Origin of the sequence: Massilia sp. LXY-6, from assembly GCF_051233485.1 — a bacterium.
Lineage (GTDB): Bacteria > Pseudomonadota > Gammaproteobacteria > Burkholderiales > Burkholderiaceae_D > Telluria.
In genome coordinates, this window is sequence record NZ_JBKFGF010000033.1 from 62978 (window position 1) to 83394 (window position 20417).

Consider the following 20417-nt stretch of genomic DNA (forward strand, 5'->3'; position numbering starts at 1 on the left):
TGTTACCACTCGACGCCCGGATAGGCGCGCTGCAGGAACTGCATCTCGGCCAGGACGTAGCCGAGGCGCTCGGTGTGCCTGCCCTGCTTGCCGCCGCGCTGCATGTAGGCGTCTGTTGACGGCATGGTCAGCGTGGCTTCGTTGAAGACTTCCGACACGTGCTGCAGGAAGGCTTCACGCACGGTCTCCGCGGCGGGTGCGACGCCCTGCTCCACCATGGCGTGGTCGATCTCGTCGTAGAGGAAGACTTCGCCGGCATAGGTCCACAGCTCGTCGACGGCGGCCTGCATCTTGCCATGGCTGACCGGGGTGCCGTCGCCCAGGCGCACCACCAGGTCGCCGCTGCGGCGCAGGTGGTAGGTCACTTCCTTGAGCGACTTTTCCGCGATCTCGGCGATGCGTTTATCCGTCGAGGCCAGCAGCCCGCGCATCAGGAAGTAGTGCCAGGTGTCGAAGAAGAACTGGCGCACCATGGTCTGGGCGTAGTCGCCGTTCGGCTGCTCGACCAGCAGGACATTGCGGAACTCGCGGCTGTCGCGCAGGTAGGCGAGGCGGTCCTCGTCGCGGCCGTGGCCTTCGAGCTCGCCGGCATAGCTCAGCCACATGCGGGTCTGGCCGAGCAGGTCGAGGGCGACGTTGGTGAGCGCCATGTCTTCTTCGAGCGCCGGCCCCTTGCCGCACAGCTGGGACAGCTGCTGGGACAGGATCAGGGCATTGTCCCCCTGTCGCAGCAGGTAGTCGAATTTCGCGGATTGTGCCTTGTCCATGCTGGTAGCCACTGCGCGCCTCACAGGTTCTTGACTTCTTCCGGCATCGGGAAGAAGGTCGGGTGACGATAGACCTTGCTGTTGGACGGTTCGAACAGCGCGTCCTTGTCGCTCGGGCTGGAGGCGACGATGTCGGCCGCCTTCACGACCCAGATCGAAACGCCTTCGTTACGGCGCGTGTAGACGTCGCGCGCATTGTTGATCGCCATCTCGGCGTCCGGTGCGTGCAGGCTGCCGACGTGCTTGTGGGCGAGTCCGTGCTGGCTGCGGATGAAGACTTCCCACAGCGGCCATTCTTTGCTCATTTTGTGTCTCCGTTAGATCCGTCGCCCCCGCGAAGGCGGGGGGCCAAGTTGCACGAGTAGCCTGCGAACAAACCTGGGTCCCCGCCGTCGCGGGGACGACGTGGTGTTAAGCGGCCTTCTTCGCCGCCTGCTTGTCCGCATACGCCACCAGCGCATCGCGGAACCACTCTCCCTCTTCCCATGCATTGACGCGGGTACGCAGGCGGTCCTTGTTGCAGGGGCCGTTGCCCTTCAGGACGTTATGGAATTCGTCCCAGTCGATCTCGCCGAAATCGTAGTGGCCGCTTTCTTCGTTCCACTTCAAGTCCGGATCGGGGACGGTGAGTCCCAGGAATTCGGCTTGCGGCACGGTCTGGTCGACCATGCGCTGGCGCAGCTCGTCATTCGAAAACAGCTTGATCCGCCACTGGGTCGACTGCGCGCTGTTGACCGACTCGGCATCCGACGGGCCGAACATCATCAGCGAGGGCCACCACCAGCGGTTCAGGGCATCCTGCGCCATCGCCTTCTGTTCGGGCGAGCCCTGGGCCAGCTTCATCATGATGTCGTAGCCCTGGCGCGCGTGGAAGGACTCTTCCTTGCACACGCGGATCATGGCGCGCGCATATGGACCGTACGAGCAGCGGCACAGCGGGATCTGGTTGATGATGGCCGAGCCGTCGACCAGCCAGCCGATCGCGCCGATGTCGGCCCAGCTCAGGGTCGGGTAATTGAAGATGCTTGAGTACTTGGCCTTGCCCGCATGGAGGGCGTCCAGCAGCTCGTCGCGCGACACGCCGAGGGTTTCGGCGGCGCTGTACAGATACAGGCCGTGGCCGGCCTCGTCCTGGATCTTGGCCAGCAGGATCGACTTTCGCTTCAGCGTGGGGGCACGCGTGACCCAGTTCCCTTCGGGGAGCTGGCCGACGATCTCGGAGTGGGCGTGCTGGGAAATCTGGCGCACCAGGGTCTTGCGGTAAGCCTCGGGCATCCAGTCCTTCGGCTCGATCTTGACACCGGCGTCGATGCGGGCCTGGAAAGCCTGTTCTTCGGCGCTCATGTCATCGCGCGTCTGCACTTTCTTGAGGCCGGTTTCTACCATTTGGGCATACATGGCTGTCTCCGTTTGTGTTCTGTCTGAATCCATAATACGATACAAAAAACGCGATGTACACAAAAATTTTGAATCATATCGAGACGCAACAATCCGCAGAAAACTTTGTGATTACGGTAAAGTAACTACATGAAAATGCTCACCAGCACGGAGTGGATAGCCCGCTTCCTCACCACCGATCCGCCGCGCTCGAAGTCGCTGGTCATGACGATCTTCGGCGACGCGATCGCCCCGCACGGCGCCCGCCTGTGGCTGGGCAGCCTGATCGAACTGGTTGCGCCGATGGGCGTCACCGACCGCCTGGTGCGCACCAGCGTGTTCCGCCTGGTGCAGGAAGGCTGGCTGGTCGCCAACCGCGAGGGACGGCGCAGCAGCTATGCCCTGCTGCCCGAGGCGCGCCCGCGCTTCGAACGCGCGAACCGCCGCATCTACGCGCCGCCCGGCCTGAACTGGGACGGCCGCTGGACCATCGTGATGGCGCCCAACGGCAGCATCGATGCGGGCCTGCGCGCGGCCGTGCGCAAGGAGCTCGCGTGGGAAGGCTACGCGATGCTGGCGCCAGGCTTGCTGGCGCATCCGGCGGCCGACCCGGCGCCGCTGGCCGAGATCCTCGATCGCATCAAGGGCAGCGGCAAGGTGTTCGTCTGCAGCGCCGCCGAACTGCCGGATGCCGGCTCGCGCCCGCTGGGCGAACTGGTGCGCGAAGGCTGGGACCTGTCCGGCGTGGTGGCCGACTACCGCCGCTTCGTCGACGAGTTCACGCCGCTGCTGGCGGTGCTGCGCGAGGAGCCGGAGCTGGCGCCCGAGGCCGCGTTCGTGGTGCGCAGCCTGCTGATCCACGCCTACCGCCGGGTCCAGCTGCACGACCCGATGCTGCCGCTGGAGCTCCTGCCCGAGCCCTGGCCGGGATCGGAAGCCTATGCTCTGGCGCAGGCGATCTACCGGCTGGCCTGGCAGCGCGCCGAGGCCTACCTGATGGACGTGCTGCGCAAGGAAGACGCGGACGCGCCGGACGCCGACGCCGGGTTTTACGACAGGTTCGGCGGATTGCGCTGAGGCGCGGCCATCGACAGGCGGATGCTCTCGACGCTCAGCTCCAGGTCGAGGCCCGGCCAGTACAGGCAGGTATCGCCAAAGCACTCGACCCGGCACAGCTGCGCCACCGTGGCGTGCTCGAACCAGGGGAACATGGCGAATGGCAGATACAGCTCTTCCCGATGGCAGCGCAGCCAGAAGCCCTGGCTGTCGATGCTGGTGATTTCTGCACGTGCCACGCGGATTTCATTCTTCATTGTTTTCCTCCGAAACGGCAACGGTAGCAAAAGCCGGAAGGCGTGCATTTGAGCGGCAGCAGACGAGCCGATTTGCGCGCCGAAACGAGGTATGGGTATGATGATGGCTTACCAACGACAGGACATACCATGTCTATCAAGATCAGCAGCCAGTTCGACGCCGGCGCCATCGAAGTCGTGAACGCCACGAGCGCGAACGCCATCGACCTGAACATCCGCAAGGATTCGCACGCCGACATCACCCAGTGGTTCTACTTCCGCCTGCAGGGCGCGCAGGCGCAACCCTGCACGATCCGCCTGCTCAACGCCGGCCAGTCGGCCTATCCGAAGGGCTGGGAAGACTACAACGCGATGGCGAGCTACGACCGCATCAACTGGTTCCGCGTGCCGACCAGCTTCGACGGCCAGGTGCTGAGCATCGAGCACACCCCGGCCATGGACAGCGTGTACTACGCCTACTTCGAGCCGTATTCGTGGGAGCGCCACCTGGAGCTGCTGGACCGCGCCCAGCTGTCCGAACACGTGCGCATGCTCGACCTCGGCTCGACCGTCGACGGCCGCGACCTGAACCTGCTCGTCATCGGCGAACCGGCGGAAGGCAAGAAGAAGGTGTGGGTGATCGCACGCCAGCACCCGGGCGAGACGATGGCCGAGTGGTTCGTCGAAGGCATGCTGGACGCCCTGCTCGATCCGGCCCATCCGTTCGGACGCCAGCTGCTGAAAGAGACCGTGTTCTACGTGGTGCCGAACATGAACCCGGACGGTTCGGTGCGCGGCAACCTGCGCACCAACGCCGCCGGCGCCAACCTGAACCGCGAGTGGATGAACCCGACCATGGAACGCAGCCCGGAAGTGTTCCTGGTGCTGAAGAAGATGCACGAGACCGGGGTCGACATGTGCCTCGACGTGCATGGCGACGAAGGCCTGCCCTACGTGTTCATCGCCGGCAGCGAATCCCTGCCGAACTTTACCGCCGAACAGGCCGCCGCGCAGAAAGCCTTCTCGGATGCCTTCATGGTTGCCAGCCCGGACTTCCAGGACGTGCATGGCTATGGCGAAACCCCGTACAGCGCAGAGACCCTGACCATGGGCTCGCCGCACATCACGCACGCCTTCGGCTGCCTGTCGCTGACCCTCGAACTGCCGTTCAAGGACAACGCCAACGACCCCGATCCGCTGGTCGGCTGGGACGGCGCGCGCAGTGCCCGCCTCGGCGCCGCCGTGCTGCAGCCGGTGCTGCAGGCGGTCCGCGCGATCAAGTAAGCCCGCACGGTCCTCCCGGCCCGTTTGGGAACCGGTCCGCGCCGCCTCCTGTCAAAAGCATGAGTGGCGGCCAGGAGCGGAGAACAGGATGCGTAATGTCGGGGGGAGCGTGTATCGGCCAGGTGAAAGTCCGGAACCGGGGGCGCCGCCTCCCGCCGGGCTGGCGCTGGGCGACGCCTGGTTCTGGCATGCCGAACAGACGCTGCTGCAGGCGCTGGTCGAGCATCCGCAAGTCGTGCCCGAGCATGCCGCGGTGCGCCTGCTCGGCTTCAACGGCGCCCGGCTCAACGAATACATCGGCGACGGCGCGTACGCGAGCGTGATCCGCACGCACCTGTCGCCGGAGTTCCACTTCAGCGAGTTCTATCTCGGCGGCTTCGCCAACGACGCGCTCGAGCACCGGCTGGCGCTGCGCGACGACTGCTCCGCCGCGTCCGCGCCGTCCGCCTGCTTTTCGGCGGCGCGCCTCGACCTGCTGCTGTACCACATCAGCGAAGGCCTGAACGGCATCATCCGCGCGATCCGCTGGGCCTACCGCAGGACGCCGTGGCAGCAACCGATCTTCCTGAACGGCTACGACTATCCGGTGCCCGACGGCCGCGGCTTCGTCGACAGCCATGGCGGCTGGATCACGACGGTCATGGACGACGCCAACGTCGATCCCGACCTCGCCTTCCGCACCGAAGTCATGCGATTGATGATCGACGCCGTCAACGACGAGGTGCTGGCGGAATTCCACTCGCCCCTGGAACGCGTGCTCCACGTCGACAGCCGCGGCATCCTGGCGGCCGATCCGAAACACTACACCCAGGATTGGGAAAACGAGGGCTACCCGACCCGCGAGGGATTCATGAAGCTCCTGGAGCAGGCATGGTTTCCCATGCTCCGCCCCTTCGGGATAGTCAACTGAGCATTACAGGAAAGTGAATACCTGTTGTTCGGCCAGGCGCGACTTCGGCAGGCCGGCGTTGAAGTCGGTCTCGGCGTGGTAGCCGAAGCTCAGCATCACCAGGCTGGTCAGGCCGCGCTCGTGCAGGCCGAACTCCGCGTCCAGCGTGGCGACGTCGATGCCTTCCATCGGCGTGGTGTCGATGCCCAGGTTGGCCGCGCCCAGCATCGCGCTGCCGAGGGCGATGTAGACCTGCTTTTCCAGCCATTGCGGCAAGTCTTTCTGGGTGTAGCGGTGCAGGTTCACATAGCCCAGGCGGCCCTTGGCCTGGCCGGCTTTCGCGGCCTCGTCGCGGAAGCGGCCATCGCGCTGTTCCTGCTCCAGGACCTGGTCCAGGTGCTGCTGGTCGGCATCGGCGCGCACGCAGAACAGGATCACGTGCGAGGCGTTGACGATCTTCGCTTCGTTGTACGAGAAGCCGCCCTGGGCGCCCTTGGCCATGCGGGCCTTCGCTTCCGGCGTGCTGGCGACGATGAAGTGCCAGGGCTGGGAGTTGACCGAGGACGGGCTATTGCGCAGCAGGCCGTAGATCTGCTGCATCAGCTCGTCGGGGACGCGGCGGGTCGGGTCGTAGGCCTTGGCGGTGTGGCGCTTGGTGGCGGCGGCGAGAATGTTCATGTGCTTCCTTTCATGTGCGATGCATAACAGCACATTATTACAGGAAGCCAAACATCGCGTGCAAGCCGACCTCTTCCGGTTTTGGGCGTGGGCATATTTCCACAGCTCATCTCAACAATGCGGCAGCGCAAATTTCCTAAGCGCAAAAACTGATATTGATGAAGATGCTTCTTGGCCACTTCTATCGATATCTATTTGCAGAGGATGGGATGATAAAACTGATTGGGTGCAAAAAATGGGCGTTGAACAGCACCTTGATCGTCGGCGCGCTGGCTTCGAGCAGCGCGCTTGCACAGTCGAATACCGAGGTCTATGGCCTCCTCGACGTGCTGTTTGGCCCGACGACCAACATCACCAAGGATAAAGGCACTACCTGGCGCGTCAGCGCGAGCGGCATGAACACCTCGCGCCTCGGCTTTCGCGGCAGCGAGGATCTCGGCGACGGCCTGAAAGCGGTCTATCAGCTCGAGATGGGCATCGCGCCGGATACGGGCACCGCCGACAACCCGCTGTTCAAGCGCCAAGCCAATGTCGGCCTCGAAGGGCGTTACGGGCGCCTGGTACTCGGACGCTCCTTTACCTCGGTGTATGACTTCGTGCTCGCGTACGATCCGCTGGGATATGCGCCGTTTTATTCGTGGGTTCCGACCGGCAATGCAAGCGGCGCCAGCAAATACGGCATGACCACCGGCTTCGACAACATGGTCAAGTACACCGGCAAGTTCGGCAATTTCTCGATTGGCCTGAATTACGGCGCCGGGGAACAGTCGTCAACGATAGGCGACAGCGCCAAGGGCGCCGTGGCGCTGAACTATGCAAGCGGGCCGTATTCGGTCGTGGCGACCTATGAACGGATCAACGGGAACAAGGTGGCCGCGACGGGGAATCGCGACGAGACGACTGCCTGGCACCTGGGTGCGATGGTCAACAGCGGCGCACTGAAACTGCAGGCCGGTGCGCGCGACTACCGGCTCGAGTCCGCCAAAGTGCTGACACCGGACGTGCGTGCCCGCCTGTACTGGCTGGGCCTCAATTATCTGATCGCCCCGAGGCTCACGCTGACCGGCGCGGTGTACTACCAGGACGTGCGCAAGGTGCCGGCGAACACCGACGCGGATCCCATCATGGTCGTCGTCCGTGCCCGCTATGCACTGTCCAAGCGCACCGATCTGTACACGGTCGCGGCCTATGCCAAGGCCAAGCACGACCAGCTCGTCAGCCTGTCCCGGGACGAGGCCGGCTTCGGCAGCGACATGCGCAACCTGTCGGTCGGCATCCAGCACCGCTTTTGACTTTGTGAAATCGGCAGGCGCCGGCCTCAGCTGCCGGCAATCACCATCTTCTCGATCAGGATCGAGCCAGTCGACTTGTTACCGCGCGTCAGCACGTCATTGCCGATGCCGACGATGGACTGGAACATGTCCTTCATGTTGCCGGCGATGGTGATTTCCTCGACCGGGTACTGGATCACGCCGTTCTCGACCCAGTAGCCGGACGCGCCGCGCGAATAGTCGCCGGTAACATAGTTGGTGCCCTGCCCCATCAGTTCGGTAACCAGCAGGCCGGTGCCCATCTTGCGCAGCATGCCTTCGAAGTCGTCGGCGATTTTGGTTTCCTTCGACAGCATTTCCAGGTTGTGCGAGCCGCCGGCGTTGCCGGTGGTTTGCATGCCCAGCTTGCGCGCCGAATACGAGGACAAGAAATAGCCCTGCAGCACGCCGTCACTGACGACCTTGCGGGTCTGGGTGCGCACGCCTTCCTCGTCGAAGGGCGAGGAGCCGACCGCGCCGACGATGTGCGGGTCTTCGACGATCTGGATGTGCGAGGGGAAGATCTGCTGGCCCAGCGTATCGAGCAGGAAGCTCGACTTGCGGTACAGGGCGCCGCCCGACGTTGCCTGGACAAACGCACCGACCAGGCCAGCGGCCAGCGGGGCTTCGAACAGCACCGGACAGGTGCGGGTGTCGAGCTTGCGCGCGTGCAGGCGTGCCAGCGCGCGCTCGGCGGCGTAGCGGCCGACCTTTTCGGCGTCGGCCAGCTTGTTCGGGTCGCGCGCCGAGCTGTACCAGTCGTCGCGCTGCATGTGGGCGCCCTTGCCGGCGATCGGCGCGACCGACAGGGTGTGGCGCGAGAACGGGTAGCCGGCGCAGAAACCGAGGCTGTTGGCGGCCACGAAGTGCGACTGCTGGACGTAGACGCTGGCGCCTTCGCTGTTGGTGATGCGCTTGTCGACGCCGAAGGCGGCCGCTTCGCAGCGCTGGGCGATGCGCACGGCTTCCTCGGCGTCGATATCCCAGGGGTAGCACAGGCGCAGGTCGCGCGGGTTCATTTCCAGCAGCTCCGCGTCCGGCAGGCCGGCGGCCGGGTCTTCGGCGGTGAAGCGGGCGATGTTGTAGGCCGCCTCCACCGTGGCGCGCAGCGAGGCGCTGGAAAAATCGGAGGTGTTGGCATGACCGCGGCGCTGGCCGCAGTAGACGGTTACGCCGATGCCCTTGTCCTTGTTCTGCTCGATGGTCTCGACCTGGCCCTTGCGCACCGTCACCGCCAGCCCGCTACCCTCGCTGATCTCGACCGATGCATCGCTGGCGCCGGTTTCCTTGGCAATTGCCAGCACGTCCTGTGCGAGCTGCTTGAGCTGATCCTGGGTATGGGTAAAGACGGAGTCGTTCATGTGCGTTTTTCGTAGCGAGCCCTAAAACAGTTATCATAGCAGCCGTTTACTGTTTTTACCGTCAAGCCGTGCGCTTGGCGAATCTAGATCATCATGCCAAATGCAAACCGCGGCGCTGTCGGCTTCCGCTCCGACGAGTTCGAACCGGAATACGACCGCCCTTCCAAGTCCGAACTGAAGCGGCAGAGTAACGAGTTACAAAAGCTCGGCGAACAGCTCATCGAAGCGCCGCGCGACCGCGTGAAGCGCGTCCCGATGCCGGACGAAGTGCGCGACGCCATCCTCATGTGCCAGACCATCACCAACCACGAAGGCCGGCGCCGCCAGCTGCAGTACGTGGGCAAGATGATGCGCAGCCTCGACGAGGAGGAAGTCGCCGTCATCCAGCGCACCATCGAGAGCTGGAAAGGCACGTCGAAGGCCGAAGCCGCCGCCCTGCACGCACTGGAGCGCCGCCGCGAGAAGCTGCTGGCCGACGACAAGGCCCTGACCCAGCTGCTGGAAGAGCATCCGCAGCTGGACGTGCAGCACCTGCGCACCCTGATCCGCAATGCCCGCAAGGAGCAGGCCGAGAACAAGCCGCCGAAGGCCTACCGCGAGATCTTCCAGATCCTGAAGGACCTGGCCAAGCCGGCCAAAGCGGCGGCTCCGGAAGAAGGCGAAGGCGAGGACGGTGACGATGAGTCTGGAGAATAAGGCTCAGGTGGACAAGGAGCTGGTCGTCGGCCTGGTCTCGGTCTCGGACCGCGCCAGCGGCGGCGTCTACGAGGACAAGGGCATCCCGGCCCTACAGGAATGGCTGCAGAAGGCGCTGACCACCCCGTTCCGCGTCGAGACCCGCCTGATCCCCGACAACCGCGACGATATCGAGCGCACCCTCGTCGAACTCGTCGACGAGGCGCGCTGCCACCTGGTGCTGACCACCGGCGGCACCGGCCCGGCACGGCGCGACGTCACCCCGGAGGCGACCCTCGCCATCGGCACCAAGGAAATGCCCGGCTTCGGCGAGCAGATGCGCCAGGTCAGCCTGCACTTCGTGCCGACCGCGATCCTGTCGCGCCAGGTGGCGGTGATCCGCGAGACGCCAAACCCCGCTTCTGATCATGCTGCCCTGGTCCTGAACCTGCCGGGCCAGCCGAAATCGATCAAGGAAACCCTCGAAGGCCTGAAGGATGGCGAGGGCAAGACGGTCGTCAACGGCATCTTCGCCGCGGTCCCCTATTGCATCGACCTGATCGGCGGCCCCTTCATCGATACCAACCCGGACGTCTGCACCGCCTGGCGTCCCAAGAAAAAATAAGCCCCAGAGGAAAGCCCATGAGCGAGCTGCTCGAACACGTCACCGTCGACACCAGCGACAACCCGGAAGTCTCCGTCATCTGGCTGCACGGCCTGGGCGCGGACGGCAACGACTTCGTGCCCATCGTGCGCGAACTCGACCTGGCGGGCCTGCCGGGCATCCGCTTCATCTTCCCGCACGCGCGCACCATGCCGGTCACCGTCAACGGCGGCTACGTGATGCGCGCCTGGTACGACATCACCGGCGCCGAACTGACGCGGCGCGAGGACGAGAACGGCCTGCGCGCCTCGCAACAGGAAGTCGAAGCCTTCATCGCGCGCGAAAAGGCGCGCGGCATCCCGGCCTCGCGCATCGTCCTGGCCGGCTTCTCGCAAGGCTGCGCGATGACGATCCAGGCCGGCCTGCGCCACCCGGAAGCGCTGGCCGGCATGATCTGCCTGTCCGGCTACGTGCCGCTCTCAAGCAAGCTGGCGGTGGAGCGCACCCAGGAAAGCCTGGCCACGCCGATCTTCATGGCCCACGGCCGCCACGACAACGTGGTACCCATCAACCGCGCCGAGATGTCGCGCGACCTGCTGGTCTCGCTGGGCTACCAGATCGAGTGGCACGAGTACGCCATGCAGCACTCGGTGTGCCTGGAAGAGGTCCAGGCCATGTCGGCCTTCTTCAAAAAGGTTTTGGGGTAAGCGATGGCAAAGAAAGAAGAACTCGACGAAGAGACGATGGCACTGATTAACTGGTGCATCGAAGTCGAAAAACATCTGGTCGCCGGCGGCGCCACCCAGGCGCAGGCGCAGGAACACATCGAAGAGAACGTCGAGTGGTTCACCGACATGTTCTACGACGAGCTGACGCCGGAACAGGCGGCCAAGGAAGCGCTGGCCTGATAAAGAGCGCCTAACAAAGCTCCAGCGCCGCCATGGGTTTTGGTAGGCGCTCTTCACATTCCCCGGAACAGGTGCTGGAAACGCTGGCTGACCGGCAGCCAGCCGCCGTGTCCGCGCTGGTGCCCCACAAGATCCCATCCCCGGCGCGCCGACGAACCAGTCCAGCGCTGCCGCTCATTCCGGCAGCGGCTCGGCGCTCGATGACGGGGCCCCGGTCTGCGCCGCGTTCATCACCATTGCCAGCAAGGTGTAGTAGCCGTTCAGGCCCATCAGGTCGACCACGCCCTGCTCGCCGAACAGCGCCACCGCATCCTTGTAGACGCGATCGGACACGCGCTTGTCGCGCTGCAGTTCCAGGCAGAAGTCATAGACCACCTCCTCGTCGACCAGCATCGCCTTCGGGCGCTCGCGGCGCGCGATGGCACTGACCACGTCGCCGGTGATGCCGACCTGGCGGGCGATCGGCTCATGGATCGCCCACTCCACCTGCTGGTTCCATTCGCGCGCGGTGACCAGGATCGCCAGTTCCGACAGGCGGGTGCCGACCGCGCTGCGATAGCGCAGGTATTCGCCCATGCGCTGGGCATGTTCCATCAGTTCGGGGCTGCGCAGCAGCGGCACGAACGGGCCATACAGGGCGCCGCGCGGGCCTTCGATGATCGCCTGCGCGGCGCTGCGCTGGGCGGGATTCATCTCTTCCGGCGGAATCGGGCCGAGGCGGTCGGTCATGGTGGAGCGCTCCTGGCGAAAGTGTCTTGGTGGAAAAATATTCGCACAGCTTCCCGCAAAAATCAAAAGAAACCGACGTGGCCGGGCTTATTGTCAACCTTCAATTTTTTGGAGAAGGGAGCAGCAATGAGCCATATCATCCACCGCAGCCTGCGCCAGACCCCGCCGGTCGCCGTGTCGGCCCAAGGCATCCTGATACGCGACAGCCAGGGCAACTCCTATATCGATGCATGTGGCGGGGCTGCCGTGTCCTCGCTCGGCCACGGCCACCCTGACGTGATCGAGGCGATGCACCGCCAGATCGACCACTGCGCCTACGCGCACACCGGCTTCTTCACTACCGGAGTGGCCGAGGAGCTGGCCGACCGGCTGGTGGCGGCGGCGCCCGACGGCATCGATGCGGTGTATTTCCTCTCGGGCGGGTCGGAGGCGATGGAAACCGCGCTCAAGCTGGCGCGCCAATATTTCTACGAGGGCGGCGAGCCGCAGCGCTCGATGTTTATCGCGCGCCGCCCCAGCTACCACGGCAATACCTTGGGCGCGCTGGCCATCAGCGGCAGCGAATGGCGCAGCAAACCGTTCGCGCCGCTCCTGATGGATGCGCCGCGCGTGTCGGCCCCCTACGAATACCGGGGACGCGGCGCCCACCAGAGCGTCGACGAATACACCGCCGCGCTGCTGGACGAACTCGAGACCGCGATCATCAAGGCCGGGCCGCAGAACGTGATCGGCTTCGTGGCCGAGCCGGTGATCGGCGCCTCCGCCGGCGCGATCCCGCCGACCCCCGGCTACTTCAAGGGCGTGCGCAAGATCTGCGACCGCCACGGCGTGCTGTTCATCGCGGACGAGATCGCGTGCGGCATGGGCCGCACCGGCACCATGTACGCGATCGAGCAGGAAGGCGTGGCGCCGGACATTATCGCGATTGCCAAGGGCCTGGGCGCCGGCTACCAGCCGATCGGCGCGGTGCTGGCAAATGGCGCCATCGTGGAACGGCTGCGCAAGGGCAGCGGCGCGTTCATGCATGGCCATACCTATATCGGGCATCCAGTGGCGGCGGCGGCGGCACTGGCGGTGCAGAAGGTGATCGAGCGCGACAAGCTGCTGGCACAGGTCCAGGAGCGCGGTGCGACGCTCAGGCGCATGCTGGGCAGCGCGTTCGCCAATCATCCACACGTGGGCGACATCCGCGGACGCGGCCTGTTCATGGGACTGGAGCTGGTGCAGGACCGCGCGACCAAGGCGCCGTTCGCGCCCGAGCGCAAGCTGCATGCGGCGGTCAAGGCGCAGGCGATGAAGCGCGGACTGATGGTGTTCCCGATGGGAGGCACCATCGACGGGCAGCATGGCGACCATGTGCTGCTGGCGCCGCCGTTCATCGTGAGCGCGTCGGAGCTGGGGGAAATCGTGGCACGGCTGACGGAGGCCGTGGATGCGGCGCTGCAGTCCTGAGACAAACGGCAGTACTTGGCAAACCTTTTAACGAGGAACCAGCAAAATGAGTGAGTCGAACGTCATTGAAAAAGTCACGGCCAGTATCGACATGTGCAAGGCCGAATTGCTCGAGCGCGGCTGGACGATTCTGGCGCCGGACTTGTTGCGCGACGGCCCCCGCGCCGCCCTGGCGCATTTCGGACGCATCATTCCGCAATTGAATGGAGAGGAAACCTACGAAGTCACGCTCAAGCCCGGCTTCGACAAGCTGCCGTACTCGCAAAGCAAGAATGAAATCGGCCCCCATACCGAAGCGCCCGTGTACGACCCGCCGCCCAAATACCTGGCGCTGCACTGCCACCGGCAGGCACAGTGCGGCGGCGGACAGACCCTGCTGGCCGACGGCTTCGCGTTCCACCAATCGCTCAGTCCGGACCTGCAGCAGTGGATGGAGCAGAACGAGGTCGAATTTTCATCCAGCGCCGTGCCGGGGGTCAGCGAGCAGCTCTTGCATCGCGCCAGGCTGCTGGAAGAGAAGGATGGCGCCAGGGTGTTCCGCTTCAGCTATAACCAGTTCCACTACGGCGATGTCAATCCTTCGGAAAGCGACATGACATCCTCCTCGTTCGCGCAATACGCGGGCACGCCACCGGGGAATATCGCGAAGCTGGCCGAACGCTTCTTTTATCGACACGTGATTCCGGTGCTGATCCCGGAAGGCAGTCTGCTGATCTGGGATAACCAGCGGCTGATGCATGCCCGCAGTGAATACAAGGACCCGGTGCGTCACCTGACGCGCTACTGGCTAAGCTGACCCGGGTGCTTGCGACGCAGGCGCGGCGCAATGCCGCGCCAGTCCACCATTTACGCCTTGGGATAGGCCAGCACATCCTGCTGCTGTTCGCCCAGGCCTTCGATCCCCAGGCGTACCTGGTCGCCCTTCTTGAGGAAGCGCTGCGGCGCGCGGCCCATGCCGACGCCCGGCGGGGTGCCGGTGCAGATGATGTCGCCCGGCTCGAGGGTCATGAAGCGCGACAGGTAGCTGACGATCTGCGCTACCGAGAAGATCATGTTCGCGGTGTTCCCGGTCTGCATGCGCTTGCCGTTCACCTCCAGGTACAGGTTCAGGTCCTGCACGTCGAGCACCTCGTCGCGCGTGACCAGCCACGGGCCGACCGGGCCAAAGCTGTCGCAGCCCTTGCCCTTGTCCCACTGCGAACCCAGCTCGAACTGGTAGGCGCGTTCCGAGACGTCGTTGACGACGCAGTAACCGGCCACGTAATCGAGCGCGTCCTCTTCGCTGACGTATTGCGCGCGGGTGCCGATCACGACGCCCAGCTCCACTTCCCAGTCGGTCTTCTTCGACCCCTTGGGCAGCTGGATCGGGTCGTCCGGGCCGGACAGGCAGCTGATCGCCTTCGTGAACATGATCGGCTCTTTCGGGACCGGCGCGCCGACTTCGGCCGCGTGGTCCGAGTAGTTCATGCCGATGCCGATGAACTTGCCGACACCCTTGACCGGCACGCCGAAGCGTGGGTTCCCGCGTACCAGCGGCAGCGTCTTGTAGTCGATCTTCGCGATCTTGCGCAGGGCGCGGTCGGAGAGGACGGCGGCGTCGATGTCGTCAATGACACCTGACAGCGCGCGCAGCCGTCCTTCTTCGTCGATCAGTCCCGGCTTTTCCTTACCGGGGCGACCGTAGCGTACCAATCTCATAGTCTTCCTTCGGGGTGATCTTAGCGATCTCGCATTGTACCGGACGCCGCCGAAGGAAGTAGTTGAGCAGCCCGGGAAGCTGCAGCATCACCAGGACCCCGAACGCGACCCGGTAAGCGGTCGCCGGATAATGGTTGCCCGCGTCGGGCGTCCACAGCCCGACCAGTTGGCCGAAGCCGGCCTGCACCAGGAATGCACCGACGAAAATCAGGAGGTTCAGGCAGGTGGCGGCGCGCCCGGTCAGCTCCTTGGGCATGCTCTGCGTGACGATCGCGAACTCGATTCCAGTGATGGTGCCCACCAGCGTGAACAGGACCGACAGCAGTTGCAGGCTGGGACGCCAATTCAGCGCGATCGCCAGCTGCACCAGCACGAACAGCGCCACCCCGGCCGCCGCCACGTCGAGCCGTGCGATGCCGCGCCGGCCTGCCCATTCGGTGAGCATGCCGGTGCCGATCGCGCCGAAGATGACGGCCGCCATGCTGAGGTACAGCAGCCAGGCCACCGCGGCGTCGGAAAAGCCGGCGGTATCCGACAGCCAGCGGCCGATCCACAGGCCCTGCACGCCGAAGAACACCATGTGGGGCAGCAGCACGAACGAGGCGACCTTGCGAAATGCCGGATGCCGGTAGACCGCGAGCACCGAGCGCAGGTCGGGCGGCCTGGCGCTGGACGGCCTGGCGGTCTGCGGGTAGACCAGCGCGATCAGCAACCCGGTGCACGCGATGGAGCCGGCCAGCACGATGAACAGATGGCGCCAATCGGTGAACTGCAGGGCCAGCCGCACGGGCGTGGTGCCGGTGGCCGATCCCAGGCCGCCGGCCGCCATCAGATAACCGTTCATCGAGGGCAGCTTGTCGGCCGAGACCCAGGTCGCGACCGCCTTCATCGCCGACATGAAGCAGCCGCCCAGCCCCAGGCCGATCACGAAGCGCGCCAGTATCAATTCGCCGAAACTCTGGCCGAACGCGAACATGAGCGTGCCAAGGGCGGCGCACAGCATCAGCACCAGCTGCACCGTGCGCGGGCCCCAACGGTCGAGCGCGATCCCGACCGGCAGCTGCACCAGCGCAAACGAAAAGAACAGCGCGCTGGTGAGCAGGCCGAGCTGCGCCGGCGTCAGGTGCATCGAGCTGACCAGGTAGGGAGCCAGCACGGCATTCACGTTGCGCATCAGGCAGGAGAGGAAATGCCCGAGCGCGAACGGCAGGAAGACGCATGTAAAAACCGCCGCGCGTGTCAGGCGCGGCGGTTGGGCTGGAGAGTCCATGTGAGCTCTTCAGCTTGTCATGCGGCGGTGGGCTGGTTGTCGCTGGCGCGCCGGTCGCGGCCTGCCTGCGCAATCGGGATCACGCGCCCGGCCGGTCCGTGCAGAGCGGCCTCGCCCTCTCCCTCGAAGAAGAACTTCTTGCGGCCGAACGCCGGCACCAGGTCGTCGAGCCAGGTCGCCTCGGCGTCGTACTTGGCGAAGAATGGCTTCCTGACCCATTCGGGATTGCGGGCCTGGAGGAACTGCAGCGCGAACAGCTTTTCGCCGTTGATGGTGACCACGCCGTCGATCACGACCTTGCCCGGGAACGCACTCATCGACGGTCCGCGCACGGTGCGCGACAGGCCTGACACCATCGAATAGGCGGACTGGAAGATTTCGTGGGCCTTCACCAGCGGCAGCGCGAAGTAGTCGCGCGGACCGGTGTCGCGCTCGACGAACATGTAGTAGGGAATGGCGCCCAGGCGCACCCCGGTGGTCCACAGCTCGGCCCAGCTTTTCGGGTCTTCGTTAATATGGCGGATCAGCGGGCCTTGCATACGCAGGGTGGCGCCGGTGCCGACGATGCGCTTGACCGCCTGCTGCGCCACCGCACTGCGCAGCTCGACGGCGTGGTTGTAGTGGCCCATGATGGCGAGGTTCTTGCCCGACGCGACCACCTTCTCGAACAGGCGCATCAGGTCGTCGCTGTCACGGTCGGACACGAAACGCTGCGGCCAGTAGGCGACCGACTTGGTGCCGATGCGGATGTTCTGGATATGCGCCAGCTTCGGCTCCAGCAGCGGTTCAATGAAAGCTGCCAGCGAACGGGTATTCATGATCATCGGGTCGCCCCCGGTGAACAGGACATCGGTCACGTCCGGATGCGCTTCCAGGTAGGACACCAGCTGGGTGGTTTCTTTGGCATCGAACTTCATGTCGTCCATGCCGGCGAACTGCGGCCAGCGGAAGCAGAAGGTGCAGTAGGCATGGCAGGTCTGCCCCGAACTCGGAAAGAACAGCACCGTTTCCTTGTACTTGTGCTGCAGCCCCTTGAGCGGAGCGTCGTTGACGCGCGGGACGTTATGGGTCAACTGGCCGGCCGGGTGCGGGTTCATTCGCATGCGGATGGCGTGCACCAGCTTCGCAATCGCGGCCTCGTCTTTTTTGAACAGCACCAGCTCGCGCAGCTGTTCGTACTCTTTTGCCGGCAGCATGTCGCGGTGCGGGAAAGTCAGCCGATAGATCGGATCGTCGGGAACCCTGCTCCAGTCGATCAATTGCTCCATTACATATTCGTTAGTACGGAACGGCAGCACGTGGGATATCACCTGGACCGCTTCCTGCAGGTCGGGGTGCATCCATTGCCACTGGCGCGCAGTGGCGATCGACTGTCGGGTATAGGGTTTGAACTTCGGGAAGGTGGCGTCGGGAGTGGTCACAGGGGTTCTCCGCAAAGAAGAATGGTTGACGTACGGAACTAATTTCTAGCAGGAACTAATGGTAGACAGCGTGCTGGAACATGAGTTGCCGCCAATCAATCCCTTCTGCGCTACTTGTCTGGACAGGCTTATGCGCTGCGGAAGATCAGCGTCGTGCCCTGCGCGGACACATCCGCACCAATTTGCGTTACAACAACTCGGCCGGAGAGCCCACGGCGTAGAGTTCGCAATGCTAATAAGCAACATTAGACCAAGCCTCATTTCGAAAGGACATGCCATGAAGTTGCTCGTCACTGCTACTGCCCTATGCCTGGTCTGTGCCAGCGCCCTGGCCAACGACCCCTCCGAAAAAGATGCCGTCGCCATGGTCGAACGCGGCGCTGCCTTCATGAAGAACAAGGGTAAGGCTGAAATGATCAAACGCATCAGTGCCAAGGATCCGGACTTCTGCCAGGGTGAACTGTATGTCGGCATGCGCGACGTCAAGACCGGGATCATGCTGGCGCACCCGTACAACGCGTCGATCGTAGGCAAGGACCTGACCGACGTGCCGGACGCCAACGGCAAGAAGTACCGGCGCGAGATCATCGAGACGGCTGCGGCCAAGGGCAAGGGTTGGGTCGACTACCAGTACAAGAATCCCAAGTCGGGCAAGATCGAACCGAAGACGACCTACGTCCTGCGGGTCGACGATGTGGTGCTGGAGGCCGGGCTGTACAAGAAATGACGGTGCGCCGGTAGCGGTCCGGCGCTGAATCATGGGCGGCGGAAGCCGCCCCGTTGTTGTTCATGCAGGAGCAAAGCATGCTGAAAAAATTGCGGATCGGTCCGAAGCTGCTGCTGGCGCCCGGACTGGTGCTGGTATTACTGCTGATGCTGTCCGGCGCAGCCTGGTACGGGATGGTGCGCCAGAACGCCTCGCTGGAAAACATGGTGCAGGTGCGGGCGGCACGCCTGCAGAGCGTCGCCGACATCGCTGGCGACGCAAAATACGTGCACGCCAACGCCTACCAGCTGCTGGCCTGGATCAACGGCAGCTTCGCGAAGAACCGGCTCGATGCCCTGATCGCCGACATCGGCCGCCGCCATGCCGCGCTCAAGACCCAGCTGGGCGAGCTGTCGAAAGTGGCGAACCCCGCCGAGCGCAAGCCGGTCGAGGCTTCCTTGACGGCGCTGGCCGCGTATGCCAAGGCGGTTCAGGAGACCATCGAGATGGCGCAGGTCGACCAGTCGATCGCCACCAATTCGATGCAGAAGGCGGAAAAGGATTTCGGCCTCTTGAACCAGCAGCTGGCCCAGCTGGCCGCCCTGGAAAAGACCTTGAGCGAGCAGGCCTACACCGCCGCGCGCGAGGAATTCCACAGCCTGGGCAGCACCATGGCCTTCCTGGTGCTGTTGTCGATCGTCGTGTCGCTGGCGGTAACCATGCGCGTGCGGCGCGCCATGTTGGCCGACATCGGCGCGATTTCAACGGTGGTCGGCGAGCTGGCGGCGGGTCGCCTGTCGGTCAGCGCGAAGAGCGAGGGCGGCGACGAGATCGCCGGCGTCTCCCGTGCGCTCGACCACACCATCGCCACGCTCAACCAGACCCTGCGCAGCGTGCTCAATTCGGTGCGTTCGATCGACACTGCCTCGAAGGAGATCGCCACCGGCAACCTCGACCTGTCGACCCGCACCGAGCTGCAGGCCGGTTCGCTGCAGCAGACCGCCAGCGCGATGGAAACGCTGACCACGGCGGTCAAGGACAACGCCAACAATGCGCGCCTGGCCACCGAACTGGCGGCCGAGGCGACCCGGCTGGCCACCAGCGGCGGGCAGTCGGTCGACCGCGCGGTGACCACCATGGAATCGATCCGCGCCAGCTCGCGCAAGATCGTCGACATCATCGGCGTCATCGACGGCATTTCCTTTCAGACCAATATCCTGGCGCTGAACGCGGCGGTGGAAGCGGCGCGTGCCGGCGAACAGGGGCGCGGCTTCGCCGTGGTGGCAAGCGAGGTGCGCACGCTGGCCCAGCGTTCGGCCTCGGCGGCAAAGGAGATCAAGGCCCTGATCGCCGACTCGGTTGCGATCGTCGACAGCGGCAGCGCCTCGGTCAACGAGGCCGGCGCCAGCATGGGCAGCGTGGTCGCCTCGGTGCAGCAGGTGAACGACATCATCAGCCGCATCAGTGACGCCAGCACCGAACAGGCCGAAGGCATCGCCGAAGTCAACCGCGCCGTCGGCCAGATGGACGACATGACCCAGCAGAATGCGGCCCTGGTCGAGCAAGCTGCGGCGGCGGCGGCCAGCCTGCACGACCAGACCGTCAACCTGACGCGTGCAGTCTCGGTATTCAAGATCGAAGGCGTCGAACCGGTCGCCGAGGCCGGCGACCAGGAAGACGCGGACTTCGCGCAAGTCGAGCGGCGTGCGGCCGACAGCCCGCTGCGCGGTTCGCGTCCGGTGCTCGAACACCGCACGCCGGCGCGCCGGCGCGCCTAGCGGAAGGGCTTGCTCACGTAGCGCGAGTGCGCCAGGCCGAAGCGCCACGGCACGTCGACCGCCTTCGAGATGCCGATGCGCGGCCCGGCCACCACCTCGATGCCCTTCGGCGCGGCCGCCAGCTCGAATGGCGGCTGCGCCAGCGAGCGCCCGTTCAGCGCCCGCGTCACTCCCAGCGCCTGGCACAGCTTGCCCGGCCCGGAGCACAGCAGCCAATG

At 64.7% G+C, this 20417-nt stretch carries 23 protein-coding genes; 12 read left to right on the forward strand and 11 right to left on the reverse strand.

The annotated features are described in order from the left end of the window. Positions 1-2: 2 nt before the first annotated feature. From paaC to paaA, 3 genes are all read right to left on the reverse strand, one after another. A complete protein-coding gene (gene paaC / locus ACI48D_RS15820; RefSeq protein WP_435572193.1) occupies positions 3-767 on the reverse strand; it encodes a 1,2-phenylacetyl-CoA epoxidase subunit PaaC in 765 nt (254 codons plus the stop codon). Between the two features lie 20 nt (positions 768-787). Continuing rightward, on the reverse strand, positions 788-1072 hold the full coding sequence (paaB, locus tag ACI48D_RS15825) for a 1,2-phenylacetyl-CoA epoxidase subunit PaaB (protein WP_047821541.1): 285 nt from the start codon (positions 1070-1072) through the stop codon (positions 788-790). A gap of 106 nt (positions 1073-1178) precedes the next feature. Beyond that, complete coding sequence (paaA, locus tag ACI48D_RS15830; protein WP_435572194.1) at positions 1179-2165, reverse strand: 1,2-phenylacetyl-CoA epoxidase subunit PaaA; 987 nt, start codon at positions 2163-2165, stop codon at positions 1179-1181. Positions 2166-2294: 129 nt separating this feature from the next. Here paaA and paaX point away from each other — a divergent pair, with 129 nt between their 5' ends. Beyond that, on the forward strand, positions 2295-3221 hold the full coding sequence (paaX, locus tag ACI48D_RS15835; RefSeq protein ID WP_435572195.1) for a phenylacetic acid degradation operon negative regulatory protein PaaX: 927 nt from the start codon (positions 2295-2297) through the stop codon (positions 3219-3221). On the opposite strand, the gene ACI48D_RS15840 is transcribed toward paaX, so the two are convergent. Continuing rightward, a complete protein-coding gene (locus ACI48D_RS15840) occupies positions 3194-3457 on the reverse strand; it encodes a DUF2442 domain-containing protein (protein ID WP_435572196.1) in 264 nt (87 codons plus the stop codon). The genes paaX and ACI48D_RS15840 overlap by 28 nt on opposite strands. A 129-nt stretch (positions 3458-3586) precedes the next feature. On the opposite strand from ACI48D_RS15840, the gene ACI48D_RS15845 reads away from it, so the two are divergent. Together ACI48D_RS15845 and ACI48D_RS15850 are read left to right on the forward strand one after the other, a co-directional pair. After that, positions 3587-4720: a M14 family metallopeptidase gene (locus tag ACI48D_RS15845; RefSeq protein ID WP_435572197.1), complete on the forward strand. Its 1134-nt coding sequence runs from the start codon at positions 3587-3589 to the stop codon at positions 4718-4720. Between the two features lie 88 nt (positions 4721-4808). Continuing rightward, positions 4809-5630 (forward strand): hypothetical protein, encoded by an 822-nt coding sequence (locus ACI48D_RS15850; RefSeq protein ID WP_435572198.1) that lies wholly within the window; start codon positions 4809-4811, stop codon positions 5628-5630. Positions 5631-5633: 3 nt separating this feature from the next. Here ACI48D_RS15850 and nfsB read toward each other — a convergent pair whose 3' ends face one another. Then, positions 5634-6287, reverse strand: a complete 654-nt coding sequence (nfsB, locus tag ACI48D_RS15855; protein ID WP_435572199.1) for an oxygen-insensitive NAD(P)H nitroreductase — start codon at positions 6285-6287, stop codon at positions 5634-5636. 242 nt (positions 6288-6529) lie between these two features. Here nfsB and ACI48D_RS15860 point away from each other — a divergent pair, with 242 nt between their 5' ends. Then, a complete protein-coding gene (locus ACI48D_RS15860; RefSeq protein ID WP_435572200.1) occupies positions 6530-7579 on the forward strand; it encodes a porin in 1050 nt (349 codons plus the stop codon). Positions 7580-7605: 26 nt separating this feature from the next. Here ACI48D_RS15860 and pmbA read toward each other — a convergent pair whose 3' ends face one another. Beyond that, entirely contained in the window at positions 7606-8958 is a 1353-nt protein-coding gene (pmbA, locus tag ACI48D_RS15865) for a metalloprotease PmbA (RefSeq protein ID WP_435572201.1), read from the reverse strand. A gap of 93 nt (positions 8959-9051) precedes the next feature. Here pmbA and yjgA point away from each other — a divergent pair, with 93 nt between their 5' ends. From yjgA to ACI48D_RS15885, 4 genes are read left to right on the forward strand one after another with little or no spacing between them, the layout of a single operon-like run. Further along, positions 9052-9654, forward strand: coding sequence for a ribosome biogenesis factor YjgA (gene yjgA, locus ACI48D_RS15870; protein WP_435572202.1), 603 nt, complete (start codon positions 9052-9054; stop codon positions 9652-9654). Then, on the forward strand, positions 9638-10258 hold the full coding sequence (gene mog / locus ACI48D_RS15875; RefSeq protein ID WP_435572203.1) for a molybdopterin adenylyltransferase: 621 nt from the start codon (positions 9638-9640) through the stop codon (positions 10256-10258). The genes yjgA and mog overlap by 17 nt, the downstream gene beginning before the upstream one ends. Before the next feature lie 17 nt (positions 10259-10275). After that, positions 10276-10944 carry an alpha/beta hydrolase gene (locus ACI48D_RS15880; protein WP_435572204.1) on the forward strand — a complete coding sequence of 223 codons (669 nt, stop codon included), beginning with the start codon at positions 10276-10278 and terminating at the stop codon, positions 10942-10944. Between the two features lie 3 nt (positions 10945-10947). Further along, entirely contained in the window at positions 10948-11145 is a 198-nt protein-coding gene (locus tag ACI48D_RS15885; RefSeq protein WP_435572205.1) for a hypothetical protein, read from the forward strand. Between the two features lie 174 nt (positions 11146-11319). Here ACI48D_RS15885 and ACI48D_RS15890 read toward each other — a convergent pair whose 3' ends face one another. Next, positions 11320-11874 (reverse strand): carboxymuconolactone decarboxylase family protein, encoded by a 555-nt coding sequence (locus tag ACI48D_RS15890; protein WP_435572206.1) that lies wholly within the window; start codon positions 11872-11874, stop codon positions 11320-11322. A 126-nt stretch (positions 11875-12000) separates the two neighbouring features. Here ACI48D_RS15890 and ACI48D_RS15895 point away from each other — a divergent pair, with 126 nt between their 5' ends. Together ACI48D_RS15895 and ACI48D_RS15900 are read left to right on the forward strand one after the other, a co-directional pair. Further along, positions 12001-13326 (forward strand): aspartate aminotransferase family protein, encoded by a 1326-nt coding sequence (locus ACI48D_RS15895; protein WP_435572207.1) that lies wholly within the window; start codon positions 12001-12003, stop codon positions 13324-13326. Between the two features lie 46 nt (positions 13327-13372). Then, positions 13373-14122 (forward strand): TauD/TfdA family dioxygenase, encoded by a 750-nt coding sequence (locus tag ACI48D_RS15900; protein ID WP_435572208.1) that lies wholly within the window; start codon positions 13373-13375, stop codon positions 14120-14122. Positions 14123-14172: 50 nt separating this feature from the next. On the opposite strand, the gene ACI48D_RS15905 is transcribed toward ACI48D_RS15900, so the two are convergent. The 3 genes from ACI48D_RS15905 to ACI48D_RS15915 are packed head-to-tail and all read right to left on the reverse strand — an operon-like array spanning position 14173 to position 17715. After that, a complete protein-coding gene (locus ACI48D_RS15905; RefSeq protein ID WP_435572209.1) occupies positions 14173-15024 on the reverse strand; it encodes a fumarylacetoacetate hydrolase family protein in 852 nt (283 codons plus the stop codon). Further along, positions 14993-16294: an MFS transporter gene (locus ACI48D_RS15910; RefSeq protein ID WP_435572210.1), complete on the reverse strand. Its 1302-nt coding sequence runs from the start codon at positions 16292-16294 to the stop codon at positions 14993-14995. Before ACI48D_RS15910 ends, ACI48D_RS15905 begins: the two co-directional genes overlap by 32 nt. A gap of 17 nt (positions 16295-16311) precedes the next feature. After that, complete coding sequence (locus ACI48D_RS15915) at positions 16312-17715, reverse strand: KamA family radical SAM protein (RefSeq protein ID WP_435572211.1); 1404 nt, start codon at positions 17713-17715, stop codon at positions 16312-16314. Between the two features lie 277 nt (positions 17716-17992). On the opposite strand from ACI48D_RS15915, the gene ACI48D_RS15920 reads away from it, so the two are divergent. Together ACI48D_RS15920 and ACI48D_RS15925 are read left to right on the forward strand one after the other, a co-directional pair. Continuing rightward, a complete protein-coding gene (locus ACI48D_RS15920; RefSeq protein ID WP_435572212.1) occupies positions 17993-18442 on the forward strand; it encodes a cache domain-containing protein in 450 nt (149 codons plus the stop codon). A 77-nt stretch (positions 18443-18519) separates the two neighbouring features. Then, positions 18520-20199, forward strand: a complete 1680-nt coding sequence (locus ACI48D_RS15925) for a methyl-accepting chemotaxis protein (RefSeq protein ID WP_435572213.1) — start codon at positions 18520-18522, stop codon at positions 20197-20199. Here the strand turns inward: ACI48D_RS15925 and ACI48D_RS15930 are convergent. After that, positions 20196-20417, reverse strand: a 222-nt coding sequence (locus ACI48D_RS15930; protein ID WP_435572214.1) for a DNA-3-methyladenine glycosylase, incomplete at its 5' end; no start/stop codon positions are given. The two genes, ACI48D_RS15925 and ACI48D_RS15930, sit on opposite strands and share 4 nt — an antisense overlap.

Coding starts and splice junctions, on each gene's coding strand:
- paaC (WP_435572193.1), bottom strand. CDS start 767: ATGGACAAGGCACAATCCGCGAAATTCGACTACCTGCTGCGACAGGGG.
- paaB (WP_047821541.1), bottom strand. CDS start 1,072: ATGAGCAAAGAATGGCCGCTGTGGGAAGTCTTCATCCGCAGCCAGCAC.
- paaA (WP_435572194.1), bottom strand. CDS start 2,165: ATGTATGCCCAAATGGTAGAAACCGGCCTCAAGAAAGTGCAGACGCGC.
- paaX (WP_435572195.1), top strand. CDS start 2,295: ATGAAAATGCTCACCAGCACGGAGTGGATAGCCCGCTTCCTCACCACC.
- ACI48D_RS15840 (WP_435572196.1), bottom strand. CDS start 3,457: ATGAAGAATGAAATCCGCGTGGCACGTGCAGAAATCACCAGCATCGAC.
- ACI48D_RS15845 (WP_435572197.1), top strand. CDS start 3,587: ATGTCTATCAAGATCAGCAGCCAGTTCGACGCCGGCGCCATCGAAGTC.
- ACI48D_RS15850 (WP_435572198.1), top strand. CDS start 4,809: ATGCGTAATGTCGGGGGGAGCGTGTATCGGCCAGGTGAAAGTCCGGAA.
- nfsB (WP_435572199.1), bottom strand. CDS start 6,287: ATGAACATTCTCGCCGCCGCCACCAAGCGCCACACCGCCAAGGCCTAC.
- pmbA (WP_435572201.1), bottom strand. CDS start 8,958: ATGAACGACTCCGTCTTTACCCATACCCAGGATCAGCTCAAGCAGCTC.
- yjgA (WP_435572202.1), top strand. CDS start 9,052: ATGCCAAATGCAAACCGCGGCGCTGTCGGCTTCCGCTCCGACGAGTTC.
- mog (WP_435572203.1), top strand. CDS start 9,638: ATGAGTCTGGAGAATAAGGCTCAGGTGGACAAGGAGCTGGTCGTCGGC.
- ACI48D_RS15880 (WP_435572204.1), top strand. CDS start 10,276: ATGAGCGAGCTGCTCGAACACGTCACCGTCGACACCAGCGACAACCCG.
- ACI48D_RS15885 (WP_435572205.1), top strand. CDS start 10,948: ATGGCAAAGAAAGAAGAACTCGACGAAGAGACGATGGCACTGATTAAC.
- ACI48D_RS15890 (WP_435572206.1), bottom strand. CDS start 11,874: ATGACCGACCGCCTCGGCCCGATTCCGCCGGAAGAGATGAATCCCGCC.
- ACI48D_RS15895 (WP_435572207.1), top strand. CDS start 12,001: ATGAGCCATATCATCCACCGCAGCCTGCGCCAGACCCCGCCGGTCGCC.
- ACI48D_RS15900 (WP_435572208.1), top strand. CDS start 13,373: ATGAGTGAGTCGAACGTCATTGAAAAAGTCACGGCCAGTATCGACATG.
- ACI48D_RS15905 (WP_435572209.1), bottom strand. CDS start 15,024: ATGAGATTGGTACGCTACGGTCGCCCCGGTAAGGAAAAGCCGGGACTG.
- ACI48D_RS15910 (WP_435572210.1), bottom strand. CDS start 16,294: ATGGACTCTCCAGCCCAACCGCCGCGCCTGACACGCGCGGCGGTTTTT.
- ACI48D_RS15920 (WP_435572212.1), top strand. CDS start 17,993: ATGAAGTTGCTCGTCACTGCTACTGCCCTATGCCTGGTCTGTGCCAGC.
- ACI48D_RS15925 (WP_435572213.1), top strand. CDS start 18,520: ATGCTGAAAAAATTGCGGATCGGTCCGAAGCTGCTGCTGGCGCCCGGA.